This is a genomic window from Dyella sp. 2RAB6 (assembly GCF_052115385.1).
Classification (GTDB): domain Bacteria; phylum Pseudomonadota; class Gammaproteobacteria; order Xanthomonadales; family Rhodanobacteraceae; genus Dyella_D.
The window spans coordinates 89066-104591 of sequence record NZ_JBFRGP010000006.1 but is presented as its reverse complement, the minus strand read 5'-3'; the positions used below and the strand labels follow the sequence as shown (position 1 = coordinate 104591).

General features: G+C 67.0%; 11 protein-coding genes. 3 read left to right on the top strand and 8 right to left on the bottom strand.

What is annotated here, in order from left to right:
- Window positions 1-73: 73 nt before the first annotated feature.
- The 3 genes from AB4083_RS11615 to ftrA form a co-directional block, all read right to left on the bottom strand.
- Window positions 74-1666, bottom strand: coding sequence for a S10 family peptidase (locus tag AB4083_RS11615; protein WP_441607965.1), 1593 nt, complete (start codon window positions 1664-1666; stop codon window positions 74-76).
- An 89-nt stretch (window positions 1667-1755) separates the two neighbouring features.
- Complete coding sequence (locus AB4083_RS11610; protein ID WP_441607964.1) at window positions 1756-2610, bottom strand: EamA/RhaT family transporter; 855 nt, start codon at window positions 2608-2610, stop codon at window positions 1756-1758.
- A 56-nt stretch (window positions 2611-2666) separates the two neighbouring features.
- Window positions 2667-3665: a transcriptional regulator FtrA gene (gene ftrA, locus AB4083_RS11605; protein ID WP_441607963.1), complete on the bottom strand. Its 999-nt coding sequence runs from the start codon at window positions 3663-3665 to the stop codon at window positions 2667-2669.
- An 80-nt stretch (window positions 3666-3745) separates the two neighbouring features.
- On the opposite strand from ftrA, the gene AB4083_RS11600 reads away from it, so the two are divergent.
- On the top strand, window positions 3746-4144 hold the full coding sequence (locus AB4083_RS11600) for a rhodanese-like domain-containing protein (protein WP_441607962.1): 399 nt from the start codon (window positions 3746-3748) through the stop codon (window positions 4142-4144).
- A gap of 493 nt (window positions 4145-4637) precedes the next feature.
- Window positions 4638-6242 carry a M4 family metallopeptidase gene (locus AB4083_RS11595; RefSeq protein WP_441608085.1) on the top strand — a complete coding sequence of 535 codons (1605 nt, stop codon included), beginning with the start codon at window positions 4638-4640 and terminating at the stop codon, window positions 6240-6242.
- A 157-nt stretch (window positions 6243-6399) separates the two neighbouring features.
- Here AB4083_RS11595 and eda read toward each other — a convergent pair whose 3' ends face one another.
- The 4 genes from eda to zwf form a co-directional block, all read right to left on the bottom strand.
- Window positions 6400-7050, bottom strand: coding sequence for a bifunctional 4-hydroxy-2-oxoglutarate aldolase/2-dehydro-3-deoxy-phosphogluconate aldolase (eda, locus tag AB4083_RS11590; RefSeq protein WP_441607961.1), 651 nt, complete (start codon window positions 7048-7050; stop codon window positions 6400-6402).
- Window positions 7051-7073: 23 nt separating this feature from the next.
- Complete coding sequence (gene edd, locus AB4083_RS11585) at window positions 7074-8894, bottom strand: phosphogluconate dehydratase (RefSeq protein ID WP_441607960.1); 1821 nt, start codon at window positions 8892-8894, stop codon at window positions 7074-7076.
- 85 nt (window positions 8895-8979) lie between these two features.
- Window positions 8980-9693, bottom strand: a complete 714-nt coding sequence (pgl, locus tag AB4083_RS11580; protein WP_441607959.1) for a 6-phosphogluconolactonase — start codon at window positions 9691-9693, stop codon at window positions 8980-8982.
- Window positions 9694-9804: 111 nt separating this feature from the next.
- Window positions 9805-11274: a glucose-6-phosphate dehydrogenase gene (gene zwf / locus AB4083_RS11575; protein ID WP_441607958.1), complete on the bottom strand. Its 1470-nt coding sequence runs from the start codon at window positions 11272-11274 to the stop codon at window positions 9805-9807.
- A 220-nt stretch (window positions 11275-11494) separates the two neighbouring features.
- On the opposite strand from zwf, the gene AB4083_RS11570 reads away from it, so the two are divergent.
- Window positions 11495-12247: a GntR family transcriptional regulator gene (locus AB4083_RS11570; RefSeq protein ID WP_441608084.1), complete on the top strand. Its 753-nt coding sequence runs from the start codon at window positions 11495-11497 to the stop codon at window positions 12245-12247.
- Between the two features lie 84 nt (window positions 12248-12331).
- Here AB4083_RS11570 and AB4083_RS11565 read toward each other — a convergent pair whose 3' ends face one another.
- A complete protein-coding gene (locus AB4083_RS11565; RefSeq protein ID WP_441607957.1) occupies window positions 12332-15355 on the bottom strand; it encodes a TonB-dependent receptor in 3024 nt (1007 codons plus the stop codon).
- Window positions 15356-15526 lie beyond the last annotated feature (171 nt).

Sequence of the window (15526 nt, the reverse complement as noted above, 5' to 3'; positions counted from 1 at the left end):
GAGTCGGGATGGGAATGGCGGGCGCCGGTGCCCGCCAAGCATAGCAACTCGCGCGGACGCCCGGCGCCGGGCCTTATTTGACGTTATCCGTTTCGCCGATGAAGCGCGCCACATTGTCGTGCAGCTTCTTCAGCGAATCCTCGTGGGCGTAGACCATATGACCCGACGGATACCACTCGTACGAGATGTTCTTCTGCAGGTTGGCGGGGATCGGCAGGTGGTGCATCTCGTAGTCCGCCGCGAAGTACGGCGTGGCCAGGTCGTAGTAGCCACCGTGCAACGACACGCGCAGGTTGGGATTGGTCTTCATCGCCTTGGCCAGGTCGGGCATCACGTTGATAGGGCGCTCGCCCTCGCTGCCGTTGTGCTTGAAATCCCAATGATCGATCGACGCGAACAGGCGGTACTGCTGGCCGTCGCCGAACTTCAACTGCTTACGCACGTAGTCGTTGAAGGCGGCGACGTAGGCGGCGCTGATCGCGGAAGACTGCGGATCGTATTCGGAGTCCTTGCTCAGCGGATCGAGCGAAGGGCCGGAGAAGCGGCCGTCCAGGCGGCCGGTGGTGACGCCGCCGTCGTTCTGCAGCTCGTGCTCGAACATGCCGCCGGTGACGCGCAGGTCGGCCTTGAGCAGATAGGCGACCGGCAGGCCGGTGTATTGATGCAGCTTCTCCGCCACCGCCTGCTTGCGCGCGTCGTCGAGGCGGCTGCCCGCCATCAGGGCCTGCGCATAATCGTTCAGCGCGAACTGCTCCACCTCGCGCAGGAACGGCTCCAGCGCCGCCGGCTGCTGCGGCAGCCGATGGTGGTAGAACGCCGTCGCGGCGAAGGTGGGCAAGGCCACCACGTAGGGCAGGTCCACGCCGGGGTTGGTCTCCGGGCCGTCGATGCTGGTATCGAAGTTGAGGATCTGCGAGAGCAGGATCACGCCGTTGAGATCGACGCTGGACTGGTTCTCCAGGATATTGGCCAGCACCGCCGAGCGCGTGGTGCCGTAGCTTTCGCCGAACAGGTACTTGGGCGAATTCCAGCGGCCGTACTTGGACAGGAACTGCGTGATGAAATGCGCGAAGGCATGGCCGTCGCCATCCACGCCGTAGATCTCCTTGCGGCGGTCCTTCATCTGCTCCTCGCGCTTGGCCTTGTCTTCGTCCGCCGCGATCAGGCGGCTGAAGCCGGCGCCGGGCGCGTCGATAAAGACCAGGTCGGAGGCGTCGAGCAGGCTGTAGTCGTTATTGACCAGGCCATAGGGCGCGGCGGGCGTGTGGCTGTCGTCGGAAGTCACCACGCGCTTGGGTCCGAACGCACCCATGTGCAGCCACACCGTGGCCGAGCCCGGGCCACCGTTGTAGATGAAGGTGACGGGCCGCTTGCCGGCATCGGCGCCTTTCTTGAAATACGCCGTGTAGAACATGCTGATCTGCGGCTCGTGCTCCTTGTCGCCGGTGCCGTTGATGATCAAGGTGCCGGCCACCGCCTTGTAGTCGATGCTCCTGCCTTCCACCCGCACGGAGCCGGTCGTCTCAGAGACCTGCGGCTGCAGCAGCGCGGCCTCGGGCTTGCTTTCCTGGGGCTTGTCCTTGTCCTTGTCTTGCTTGTCGGCGGCCAGCGCCGAACCGGCGAGCAACAGGGAGGCCAGGGCGGCGGCCAGGGGGAGCATGCGCATCGGGATTCCTTCGTGGGGCGTGAGTCCCCGAGCTTAGGCGCTGCAAGTGCCGCCTTTCACACGCCAGAAGTCATGCTCCCGCGAGCTGCTCACCCCCGCGTGGCGAGGGCGATCGCCGCGGCGGCCAGCACCACGCCCGCAAGATTCAGGCGGCTGAGCTTTTCGCGGAACGCCAGCGTGCCGACCAGGGCGCCCAGCGCCACCACGCCGAGATTCATCGCCGCGAACACCAGCGAAGGCCTGTCCGCCAGGGCCTGGTGCGCGCGCACGTAGAACACGATGTTGCCGAAGTTGGCCAGGCCCAGCAGCAAGCCGGCCAGGGCGTCGCGCACGCTGAAGCGCGTGCGGCCGGTGACGCGGCGGCCGAGCTGGATGGCGAACGCCACCACCAGGGCCAGCGCGAACATCGCCTGCAGCGAGGCGGCGAACGGCGTGCCGGCCTGGGCGACATGCTTGAACAGGATGTCGATCGCGGCGAAGCCGACGAAGACGATCACCGGCCAGCGCCACGCCGCGGCGCCTTCGCCCGTGCCGGCCTCGCCGCGCCACACCATGCAGGCCAGCGCGACCAGGCCCAGGCCGATGCCGGCGAGCTTCACCGTGCTGGTGGCTTCGCCGAACAGCAGGAACGCGGCCAGCAACGACACGATCAACGACAGGCGCTGCGCCGCATCGCTGCGCACGATGCCGGCGTGCCGCACCGAGGCGGCCAGCGCCAGGAAGATCAGCGGCAGCAGCAGGCCCAAACCGACGAAGCCGAGCCATGGCGCGTCGGGGCGCGCGAGCGATTCCAGCGAGGGATGGAATACCCAGGCGGTGAGCGCGCTGGTGGCTACGTAGTTCCAGGCGATCGCCTGCCCCACGTCGATGGCATGGCGGCGCGCCAGTTTCAGCAGGACGGAAACCAGGACGCTGCAGCAGATGGCGAGGAGGATGTAGAGCATGGGCGGCGCGGCCGGAAGGGAACGGGCCGCAGCTTAGCGGCGTTGGCGCCGCTTCTCTATGCCTGCTGCCCCGCCAGCGCAAAGCGCTCGCGATAGCGTGCGGGGCTGAGCTTGATGGCGCGGCGGAAATGGTGGCGCAGCGTGTCGGCGCTGCCGAAGCCGCAGCGGTCGGCGATCTGTTCCACCGCCAGCGCGCTGCCTTCCAGCAGTTCGCGCGCCCGCGCCAGGCGTTCTTGCACCAGCCATTGCTTGGGCGAACGACCGGTGGCTTGCTCGAAGCGGCGCAGCAGGGTGCGTTCGCTCATGCGCGCGCGTTCGGCCAGCACGCTGATGGGCAGCGGCTGGTCGAGGCGGCGACGCATCCATTCCAGCAAGCTGCCGAGCGCGGCGCCCTGCTCGGGCAGCGCGGCGGGGATGAATTGCGTCTGGCCGCCATCGCGATGCGTGGGCACCACGGCGCGGCGCGCGACCTGGTTGGCGATGCGCGGGCCGTAGTCGCGGCGGATCAGGTGCAGCGACAGGTCGATCGCGGCGGCGCTGCCCGCCGAGGTCATCACGTTGCCTTCGTCGACGTAGAGCACGTCCGGTGCCAGGCGGATGCCCGGATAGCGCGAAGCGAGCGTCTCCGCATAGCGCCAGTGCGTGGTTGCCGCGCGATCGTCCAGCAGGCCCGCCGCGGCGAGCACGAATACGCCGGAGCAGAATGACAGCAGCCGTGCACCGCGCTTGTGCGCCGCGCGGAGCGCGTCGAGCAGGGCCGGCGGTGGTGTGGCATCCGCGCCACGCCAACCCGGAATGATGATGGTGCCGGCGCGGGACAGTCCTTCCAGTCCACCGTCGGCGCGCACGCTCAGGCCACCGGCCGCGCGCATCACCCCGCGATCCACCGCGCAGGAGCGGAAGCGATACCACTGTTCCAGTTCCGGCCGCGCGATGCCGAACATCTCCACCGCGATGCCGTACTCGAAGGTGCACAGGCCGTCGTAGACCAGCGCCGCCACATTGCGGTTGGCGGGGCCGGCAGGCGTGCTCGTTCGCTTTGGCGGTTTCTTCACGATGCCTGGCATTCTTGCCAATGTCGGCGGCGGCTGCCAGTGCCCACACTGGCGCCATCCTCACCACGGAGTACCGCCCCATGAGCAGCGTCGTCCATCGCATCCCCGCGGCCGCCAGCGCACAGGCGCTGGCCCACTTCCAGGCCCGCCTGGGCTTCGAGACCGACTGCGCGGATGTGCACTACGCCACGCAGCACGAGGACAAGGACTTTGTCCTGCTCGATGTGCGCACGCCGGTGCTGTATGCGGCAGGTCACGTGCCAGGCGCGTTGAACCTGCCTACGCGCAGCATCGGCGAGCAGCGTCTGAGTGAGTTTCCGGCCGATACGCTGTTCGTCGTCTATTGCGCCGGGCCGCATTGCAACGGTGCGAACAAAGCGGCGGTGAAGCTGGCGCAGTTGGGGCGACCGGTGAAGGAGATGATCGGCGGATTGACGGGTTGGATCGACGAAGGCTTTGGTCTTGAGCGCGGCGCGTAACTGAAGAAGCTGGACTACAGAATCACTTCCCAACGTCGAAGCCTTCTCCCGTCGGGAGCACGCGGGGAGCGCACAGGGATGTGCGCGGCTCTCCTCGCTCATCAAAGCCGGGCACATCCCTGTGCCCTCTTCGCGTGGAGGAGCGAGGAAGGTGGCGGCAGCCGGATGAGGGTACGGGCGGAGTGGTGCGCATCGCTCTTGCGCTTCGCCCGTACCCTCACCCCAACCCCTCTCCCGACGGGAGAGGGGCTTTGCGCTGCGTTACTTCGTGAGTACTTCACGCGCTCGACTTGCACGAGCCTTGCGTGATTTATCCGTGAAGAACTTACGAATCATTCCTATGTTCTTGCGATTAATCCACCCGGAGGATAGCCGCGCTCAGGGGAGGGATCTCTAGGGAGCTTTTTCATCGGGGGCCATTCGGTGGCATGCGCAACGCATGCGGCCGCGCCCTTCTCTTGCCCAAATTGTATGTAGGAGTGTCGTGATGTCTTTGAAGCCTTACGTCCTCAGCCTCTCCATCGCTGCCGCGCTGACCGTCGCGGGCGGTGCGCAGGCCGCGCGGTTCGATCAGATGGCGATTGCCGGTGTTGCCAAGGGCCTGGTCAAGCAGCAGTCCGCTGCCTTGCAAGCCGATAGCGACGATGCGTTCGAAGCGAGCGATGTGATCGTCGATCCGGATGGCACGGAACACGTGCGCATGCAGCGCAGCTACCGCGGCCTGCCGGTGATCGGCGGCGACGTGGTCGTGCACAGCCATAACGGGCGCTTCCGCGAAGCCAGCCTTACCTTGCGCGGCCGCGGCCGTCCGAGCCTGTCGCCGCGCACCACTGCCGACGAAGCGCAGCTCGCCGCCGGCCAGGATTTCAACGGCGAGATCGAGAGCATCGAGAGCCGCGGCCTGGTGATCTATGCGCGCGGCGCCAAGCCGGTGCTGGCCTATGAGGTCAACGTGCAGGGTGCGTCCGACACCTTCGGCACCGCCAACATGCGCTACTTCGTCGATGCTGTCAGCGGCAAGGTGCTGGATCGCTGGAACCTGTTCCAGACCATCGCCTCCAATGGCACCGGCAAGTCGCTGCTGGTGGGCAATGTAGGGATCGTCACCAACTCGGTCACCGGCGGCTATCAGCTGATCGATCCGTCGCGCGGCAACGGCTCGGTGTATGACGCCCTGGGCAAGAACGACACCTCGGCCAATCTGCGCAACGCCACGCTGTTCACCGATACCGACAACACCTGGGGCAACAACGCCGAGAGCGATCGCGCCACGGTGGCCGGCGATATCGCCTATGGCGTGTCCAAGACCTGGGACTATTACAAGAACGTGCACGGCCGCAACGGCATCTTCAACGACGGCAAGGGCGTGAAGAGCTATGCGCACGTCAAGATCAATGTCGGCGGCGGCAGCTATACCTCCAACAATGCCGCCTGGAACGGCAGCGCCATGGAGTACGGCGACGGCGGCACCACCTGGTTCCCGCTGGTGGCGGTGGACGTGGCCGGCCATGAGATGAGCCATGGCGTGACACAGGCGACGGCCGGCTTGGCCTATTCCGGCGAGTCCGGCGGCTTGAACGAAAGCAACTCCGACATCTTCGGCACCATGGTCGAGTACTACGCCAACAACAGCACGGACGTGCCGGATTATCTGATCGGCGAGAAGATCTACCGTAGCAACCCCAGTGGCACGACGGCGCTGCGCTATATGTTCAAGCCCAGCCTGGATGGCGCGTCGGCGGATTGCTGGAGCAGTTCGGTGGGCTCGCTCAACGTCCACTACAGCTCGGGCGTGGGCAACCACTTCTTCTATCTGCTGGCGGAAGGCGCGGTGGTGCCGGCCGGCTTTGGCGCGGGCACGTCGGCCAACCTGACCGCGGCGAAGCTGGTGTGCAACAGCAATACCGCCGCCGGCGGCATCGGGCGCGATGCAGCGCAGAAGATCTGGTATCGGGCGTTGACGGTGTATATGACGTCGAACACCAACTATGCGGGTGCGCGCACGGCGACGTTGAAGGCGGCGGCTGATTTGTATGGCACGACGTCGACGCAGTACGCCGGGGTGGCTTCGGCGTGGAGTGCGGTCAGCGTTAACTGATCGCAGCACGAGGCCGGCCTGGATAACCGGGCCGGCCTCCATGCACTTGGCGTAGGTTGGGGTGAGCCACCGGCGAACCCCAACGGTGCGCAGCGCTTCGATACGTCGATGTTGGGGTTCGCCTGCGGCTCACCCCAACCTACGTCGTTGCGTCAGGTCAGCGTGCTTTGAGCGCCGCTGCTTCCCGCGCGAGGGCTTCGATGCCGGCCCAATCGCCGGACTTCAGCTTGTCCACCGGGGTGAGCCACGAGCCGCCCACGCACTCCACGTTCGGCAGCGACAGGAAATCCGGCGCGCTCGCCAGGCTGATGCCGCCGGTCGGGCAGAAGCGAATCTGCGGCAGCGGGCTCGCCCATGCGCCCAGCAACTTGTGCCCGCCCGCCGGCACCGCGGGGAAGAACTTCAGATGGCGATAGCCGCGCTCCAGCAGGTTCATCGCTTCGGAGGCCGTGGCCACGCCGGGCAGCAACGGCAGATCGCTGTCATCCGCCGCCGCCAGCAGCTTCGGCGACACACCCGGCGACACCGCGAACTTCGCACCGGCCAGGCGCGCATTTTCCAGATCCTGCGGCGTGAGCACGGTGCCCACGCCGATCACCGCGCCTTCCACTTCCGCGGCGATCGCGCGAATCGCATCCAGCGCCGCCGGTGTACGCAAGGTCACTTCGATCGCCGGAATACCGCCGGCCACCAGCGCGCGCGCCATCGGCACCGCCGCCCTGGCGTCGTCGATGATCACCACCGGCACCACGGGCGCGAGGCGCAAGGTGGCTTCGACTTGGGCTTGCTTGGTTTCGATGTGGCTCATGGAAGATCCTGGGAAAGATGAAGTCAGAGCACGCCGGCGCCGAGATCGGCTTCGACTGCGGCCTGGCGGAACAGGCCGAACAGTTCGCGGCCCATGCCGCTATGGTGCGACGACAGGTCGGCGGTGGCGGGCACGCGGCTGGCAAATTCGGACGCATCTACAAGCACGTCGAGCGTGCCGTGGGTGGCATCGAGGCGGATCAGGTCGCCGTCGCGGATCTTCGCGATCGCACCCTGCGCCTGCGCTTCCGGGGTGACGTGGATCGCCGCCGGCACGCGGCCGGAGGCGCCGGACATGCGGCCGTCGGTGAGCAGGGCGATGCGGTAGCCGCGGTCCTGCAGCACGGCCAGGGTCGGGGTGAGCTTGTGCAGTTCGGGCATGCCGATCGCGCGCGGGCCCTGGAAGCGCACCACCGCGATGAAGTCGCGATTGAGTTCGCCGCGCTCGAAGGCCTTGCGCACGTCGTCCTGGTCGTGGAACACGACGGCCGGCGCTTCGATCACCTGGCGGTCGTCCGGCACCGAGGACACCTTGATCACCGCGCGGCCGAGATTGCCGGCGAGCATGCGCAGGCCGCCGTCGGCGCGGAACGGTTCGGCCATGCCGCGCAGCACGCCGCGGTTGCCGCTTTCCTTCGCCACCGGCATCCACTGCACGGCGCCGGCGTCATCGAGCGACGGCACCTGGGTATAGCCATCCAGCCCCGTGCCGAACACGGTGCGCACGTTCGCGTGCAGCAGGCCGGCGCCGAGCAGCTGATCGATCAGGAAGCCCATGCCGCCGGCGTCGTGGAACTGGTTCACGTCGGCATAGCCGTTCGGATACACGCGCGCCAGCAGCGGCACCACCGAGGACAGTGCGTCGAAATCGTCCCAGCGCAACTGGATGCCGGCCGCACGCGCCATCGCCACCAGATGCAGCAGGTGGTTGGTGGAACCGCCGGTGGCATGCAGGCCGACCACGCCGTTGATGACCGCGCGCTCGTCGACGATATGGCCCATGGGCAGATGGTGCTCGCCCTGCACGCTCAGGCCGGCGACGCGGCGCACCGCTTCGGCGGTGAGTGCATCGCGCAGCGGCGTGTCCGGCGCCACGAAGCTGGAGCCGGGCAGGTGCAGGCCCATGATCTCCATCAGCATCTGGTTGGAGTTGGCGGTGCCGTAGAAGGTGCAGGTGCCTGGCGCGTGATACGCGGCGGCTTCCGCTTCCAGCAGCTCGGCGCGGTTGGCCTTGCCCTCGGCGTAGGCCTGGCGCACCTTGGATTTCTGCTCGTTGCTGATGCCGCTGGGCATCGGGCCGCCGGGCACGAAGATGCCGGGCAGATGGCCGAAGCTCAGCGCGCCGATCAGCAGGCCGGGCACGATCTTGTCGCAGATCCCTAAGTACAGCGCGCCGTCGAACATGTCGTGCGAGAGCGACACCGCCGTGGCCATCGCGATCAGGTCGCGCGAGAACAGCGACAGCTCCATGCCGGCACGGCCCTGGGTCACGCCATCGCACATCGCCGGCACGCCGCCGGCGACCTGCGCGGTGATGCCGGCCTCGCGCGCCACCTGGCGGATGAACTCCGGATAGCGCTCGTACGGCTGGTGCGCCGACAGCATGTCGTTGTACGAGGTGAGGATGCCGAGGTTCGGCGCGCGGCCTTCGCGCAGCGCAGCCTTGTCATCGGTGCCGCAGGCGGCGAAACCGTGCGCGAGGTTGCCGCAGGAGAGCCGCTCGCGATGGGTGCCGCCGGTGCCGGCGGCATCGATGCGCGCCAGATAGGCGGCGCGCGTGTCGCGGCTGCGTTCGCGCAGGCGTTCGGTGACTTCGGCGAGGACGGGATGCAGTGGCGTGCTCATGCGTTGGCTTTCGATCGGAGAAGAAGGGGGGAAGCGGGAAACGGGTGTTGAGGGTCACCCGTCTCCCACTCCTGGCGTCCAGTGCTCAAGGGCACCAGTACACGGCGACCGGCACGCGCGTCTGGGTCAGCACGCTGCGCACCGGGTAGTCCTTGCCGGCGCCGAGCCCGAGGCGGGCATCGGCCAGCAGTTGGCGTTTGGCTTCGCCTTCGATATGCAGATACAGCGCCTGCGTATCGAGCAGCGCGGGCAAGGTGAAGGTGATCCGCGGCTCGCCCGCGCCGGCGGCGCGCATCGGCAGCACCTGGGCGGTGCCGGCCAGATCCAGCGCTTCGGCAAGGCGGTCGCCGCCGGGGAAGAACGAGGCGGTATGGCCGTCGCTGCCCATGCCGAGGATCACCGCGTCGAACGGAAACGGCAGCGCGGCGACGCGCGCGCGCACCGCGGCGACACCGGCTTCGGGCGTGGGCATGTCGGTGTACAGCGGCACGAAATGCGCGGCCGAGGCGGCGTGCTGCAGCAAGTCCGCCTTGACCATGCGCGCGTTGGAGCGTTCGTGGCTTTCCGGCACCCAGCGTTCGTCGACCAGGGTGACGTAGACCTTCGACCAATCCAGTTCCGCACGCGCGAGTTGGCGGAAGACATGCACCGGCGTGCTGCCGCCGGAGACCGCGAGCAGCGCCTGGCCGCGTGCGTCGATGCCGGCGCGCAGGCGCTCGGCGAGGCGTTCGGCCAGCGCGCGGGCGAGCGCGTGGCAATCGGTGAAGCTGTGCGTGGTGACGTCGGTGTGCTCAGGCATGGCGGTGGGAGAGAGCAGTGGGCGCGCTGGCGCCGGCGGGAGGATCGAGTGTAGGCGGCGGCGTGCAAGGCGACGGTGAAGCGGAGCGGCACCGTCGCCTCGGGCGCTGTATCACTCGCTGTCTTCGTTCCAGGTACGGCCGTCGCGCTCGATCAGCGCCACGGCCGCGCTCGGGCCCCAGGTGCCGGCGGTGTAGGGACGCGGCGCTTCGCCGCTGCTGCCCCAGGCATCCAGGATAGGGCCGGCCCAGTGCCAGGCGGCCTCGACCTCGTCGCGGCGCATGAACAAGGTGGGGTTGCCGCGCACCACGTCGAGCAGCAGGCGCTCGTACGCATCCGGCTGCGACACGCCGAACGCTTCGGCGAAGCTCATGTCCAGTGGCACGTGGCGCAGGCGCAGGCCGCCGGGGCCGGGGTGCTTGATGGTCAGCCACAGCTTCACGCCTTCGTCCGGCTGCAGGCGCAGCACCAGGCGGTTCTGCGTGAGCGGGCCGGCGGAGGCATCGAAGATCGAATGCGGCACCGACTTGAACACCACTACGATCTCGGACACGCGCTCCGGCAGACGCTTGCCGGTGCGCAGGTAGAACGGCACGCCGGCCCAGCGCCAGTTCTCGATCTCGGTCTTCAGCGCGACGAAGGTCTCGGTGTGCGACTTCGAACCATTGCCGAGATCTTCCAGATAACCCGGCACGCTCTGCCCTTCGGCGGCGCCGGCGCGGTACTGCCCGCGCACGGTGTACTGGGCTGCGTTGGCCTCGTCGATCGGCTTGAGCGAGCGCAGCACCTTCAGTTTCTCGTCGCGCACCGCGTCGGGCGACAGCGAGGACGGCGGCTCCATCGCCACCATGCACAGCAGCTGCAGGATGTGGTTCTGCACCATGTCGCGCAGCGCGCCGGCGCGGTCGTAGTAGGTGCCGCGGGTGCCGACGCCGAGCGTTTCGGCCACGGTGATCTGCACGTGGTCGATATGGCCGGCATTCCACAGCGGCTCGAACAAGGCGTTGCCGAAGCGCAGCGCCAGCAGGTTCTGCACCGTTTCCTTGCCGAGGTAATGATCGATGCGATAGGTCTGCGATTCGTCGAAGAAGCGCCCGACCGCATCGTTGATCTGGTTGGCGCTGGCCAGGTCGCGGCCGATCGGCTTCTCCAGCACCACGCGCGACTTGCCGCGGTTGAGGCCGTATTCGCCCAGGCGGTTGCAGATATCGACGAACAGCTCAGGCGAGGTCGACAGGTAGAACACGCGCACGTGCTCGGGCTGTTCGCCGATCAGCGCGGCGAACGCGTCCCAGCCTTCGTCCTTGCGCGCATCGAGCGAGCGGTAGCCGACCTGGCCGAGGAACGCGTCCACCTTGTCCTTGGCGCCGCCGGTCTCCAGCAGCACCTTGCGCAGGTTGGCGCGGTAGCCGTCGTCGTCCAGGCCCTCGCGGGCGATGCCGATCACACGGCTGCCGGCCGGGATCTGGCCGTCGAGGAAACGATGGAACAGGGCGGGCAGCAGCTTGCGCAAGGCAAGGTCACCCGTGCCGCCGAAAATCACCAGGTCGAATGCGTCGACCAGGGGGGGAGAAGCCGTCACTTCGATCACCTCGGGGTATGGCGTGGACGGAGGCCGGGGTTTTCATCCGGCCCGTTCGGTGCATCCTAACGTACCAGTCAAATACCAGACAACACCACTTTGCCGGAACCGCGACCCTGCGGCGTTCCGGACCCGGCTGGAGGCCAAGTGGTAACCCCCGCAAGGCCCGGTTTCAACGCGCGCTTGTGGAATTGGTATGGTCATTGGTATGTTGGCCGCCATGGAAACCGCCCTGGTCAACGAATACTTCCGCCTGAGCCGCGATGCGGCCACCCACCAGCCACTGGCTTATCTGCGGCTGCGCCGGGCCATTCGCAACGTGGTGGAGCATCGCGATATCGAGCCCGGACAGGCCTTGCCCAGCGAGCGCGATCTGTCGCGCGCGCTCAGCCTGTCGCGCGTGACCGTGCGCAAGGCCATCGCCGGCCTGGTCGAGGAAGGCATCCTGACCCAGCGCCACGGCGCGGGTACTTTCGTGGCCGAGCGCATCATCAAGCCGATGTCGCGGCTGACCAGCTTTACCGAGGACTTGCGTGCGCGCGGTCTGAATCCGCGCTCGGAGTTCTTCGAACGCGGCATCGGCGAAGTGACGCCCGAGGAATCGATGGCGATGAACCTCTCGCCCGGCGTGCAGGTCGCCCGCCTGCATCGCGTGCGCTATGCGCGCGAGGAACCGCTGGCGATCGAGCGCACCGTGGTGCCGGCCAGCGTGCTGCCGGATCCGTCGATCGTGCACGACTCGCTTTACGAAGTGCTGGAAAACCTCGGCTGCCGCCCGCGCCGCGCCCTGCAACGCCTGCGCGCGGTGTCACTCGGCGCGCAACAGGCACGCCTGCTGCACGTGCCGACCGGCAGTGCGGGACTCAATATCGAGCGGCGCAGTTTTCTCGATGACGGGCGCGTGGTGGAGTTCACGGTGTCGTGGTATCGGGGCGATATCTATGACTTCGTGGCCGAACTGCACACCGACTGACGACCGCGCATTAAAAAAGGCCGCCGGGGATACCGGCGGCCGATCGGGGATGCAAGGCGCCGGCAAAGCCGGCGCCGATGTCGCTTACAACGAGAAGTCGTAGCGCACGCCGAACTGGAAGTAGCGCGGCTGCTGGAACGCGACCGGGCGCAGATAGTCCACGCTGCGTACCGGCTTGTGCGTGACGCTGCTGATCGAGCTCTCGCCCACTTCGATGATCGCGAGCTGCTCCTTCTTCGAGAACACGTTGAACACGTTGGCGGTGAACGCCAGCGGCTGGTTCTCGCCCGCCCAGGTCGGACGGTATTCGGCATTGAGATCCAGCGACCAGGTCCACGGCAGGCGGCCCTTCGAGCCGCGCGGGCTGGGATCGAAGTTGCACTCGAAGTACGAGGCGCCGTAATGGATTGCATCGACCGGATCGAAACCGATGCAGTTCTTCGGACGGCCCGAAGCCAACGCGAGGTTGGCGCCGAACAGCCATTCCTTGGTCGCCTGGAAGTAGCCGTACGCCTTCAGCTGGTGCTTGCGGTCGTTCGGCAGCGGGCCGTTGGTGAACTGCATGATTTCCGGCGCGTCCCAATCCTGCGTCACCGACGGGTCGAGCTGGCCGATGTCGGACTTCAACTGGCCTTCGGAGTTGCCGTAGCTGCGCGAGAAGGTGTAGTCGACGCGGCCATACCACTGCTGGCTGAACTGGTGTTCGAGGTACAGGTCGAGCGAGTAGTACTTGCGCTTGAGTTCGGGGAACGTCACGCCTGCCGGCGTCGTGAAGTCTTCCTTGGTCAACTTGAACGGCACGAAATTGCCCTTGCCGGTAGTGTCCACCAGGATGCTGGTGGTCTCGCCCGGGTTGAACAGATAGCAGCCGGCGATGCGCGCGTTGCTGATGTCGATGTTGTTGCGCGCGGCGTACTTCTCGAACGGACGCGAATCGCAGAAGTCGTCGATCGAGCTCTTCAGCTTGCGCAGGGTGGCCTTGGCGCCGAAGGTCCAGCTCGAGTTGATGGTCTTGTCGAAGCCCAGGATGTACTCGTCCTGGTAGTAGGCCTTGATGTTCTGCGCGGCGACGCTGCGCGGATCGGGCGTGGTGCCGTTCTCGCCGTTGAGGTAGCTGCGTGAACCGAGCTGGGTCAGGCCGGTCGGCGCGCCGTTGGCGCCGACGCCGGTGTAGGTGTAGTACTCGCTGTAGTAGTTCGAAGCCGAGGCGCCGCGGATGGCGACGTTCGACGGGATCGCCAGGTGGTAGCGGCCCGCGTTGGCGTACACCTTGAAGCTGGAATCGCCGAACACGTCCCAGGTCACGCCCAGGCGCGGCGCGAGCTGGTGGCGCTGCTTGACGTAGACCTCGCCGGAGCCGTTGAGGTTCTTGAACTGCTCGTTGCGCAGGCCGATGTAGGCCAGCCAGCGATCGCTGACCTGCCAGCGGTCTTCGATGAACTGCGCTTCCTGTTCGACCTTCACCGCAGCGCCGGTCTGGAACAGGCGCTTCTCGGCCACGTACGGCGTACCGGGCGGCGGCACGATGTCGGGGCGGCCGGTGACCGGGCCGGCATTGCGGTAGACCCAGCGGTAACCGCCTTCATAGATGTTGCCGGCGGTGGATTCCAGCGTCTGGTTGTCCACGCCCGCGCGCAGGTCGTGATCGCCGAGGCGGTATTCCACGTCCAGGCGCCAGCCGTGGGTCTTGTCCTGCGCACCCTTGCCGAGCACGGTGCCGTTGACCAGGCCGCAACCGACGATCGGCGCGCCGACGCCGGAGCCCTGGCGCGAATCGAGGATCCACGGGCAGTTCGGGTTGGAGGCGTAGCTGAGGTTGCGCACGTGCTCGGTCTTGCTGCGGCCGTACAGCGCGTTCACCGTCAGGCTGTCGGTGATGTAGCCGGTGTACTTGCCGATGTAGACGTCGCCACCCGGCTGCGAGCCCGGGCCGGAATCGAAGTTCTTGGTCTTGTCCGAACCCAGGTAGTCGGTGGCCTGCAGCGTCTTGTAGTCGTAGCGGTAGACCTGGCGGTCGATATTGGTCTTGTCCGACAGGCCGGTCAGTTCGAGCAGGTGGTTGTCGGTGATGTTCCAGTCGATCTTGGCCAGCCACTTGGTGGCCTTGCTCACGTCGTTGGTCTTCTGCGGCGTGGTGATCGGCGCGACGGTGTGGCCGGTGCTGCGGGTGAAATCGCCCGCGGCGTACAGGAACAGCTTGTCCTTGATCAGCGGGCCGCTCACGTAGCCGGTGTACTGCATCGAGGACGTCTTGTTGTCGGCGCGGTACTGGTACAGCTGGCCGTTGTCGCGGTAGATGCTGCGCGGCGAATCGCGGAAGTACTGCGGGATGACGTACATGCCGACGCCACCCTTCCAGGTGTTGCCGCCGCGCTTGGTCACCACGTTGATCACGCCGCCGGTGGAACGGCCGTACTCGGCGCCGTAGCCGCCGGTGTAGATCTGCTGCTGGTCGATCGCGTCGTACGGCAGGCTGGTGAAGCCCAGGCCGGTCAGCGCGTTGGTCACGGCATAGCCGTTGATGTAGTACTGGTTTTCCGACGCCGACGAACCGCCGAACGAAGCCACGTTGCCGTAGCGCGAGTCGCCCGCTACCACGCCCGGCGCCAGCAACGCGGCTGCGGTGACGTTACGCGCCAGCGGCAGCTTCTGCAGCTGGTCGGAGGTCAGCACGGTGCGCGAGTCCACCGCGGATACGTCGATCGCCGGCAGCGCATTGCCGATCACCTGGATACCTTCCAGCGTCTGCGCGTTACCAGCCGCCGCGGCGCCGGTGAACGAGACGTCCACGCCGCCGCCGAGCGCGACCTGCACGTTGTCGCGGGTCTCCAGCGTCTTGCCGTCCTTCTGCACGGTGACCTTGTAGCGGCCGACCGGCAGCGAGGCGGCGCGATAGCGGCCGTCGGCGTCCACCGAGATGTCGCGGGCCAGGCCGGTGTCCAGGTTTTCGATATGGATGGTGCTGCCAGCTTCGGCCGAGCGGCCGAAGATCACGCCCGACGCGTTGGACTGCGCCATCGCCGTACCGGCGAGGCTCATGCCCAGCGCGAGGGCGAGGGCGGTACGGCGGCACACGGCCGCGTAGCGCGGGTGATGGAACGTCTGCATTGGTTGATCTCCCCGAGAAATCCAGTAAGGACGGGCGAAAGTTCGCCCTAAAAGCGTCGCGGGAAATCACGGCAGGTCCCTTCGAAAGCGGATCGGCGGTAAGCGGCGGGCGACCCCTCGCCCGGCACGCTTCGCAACTTCTCGCGGGTCGCTCGCCGACCTTAGAAGGGG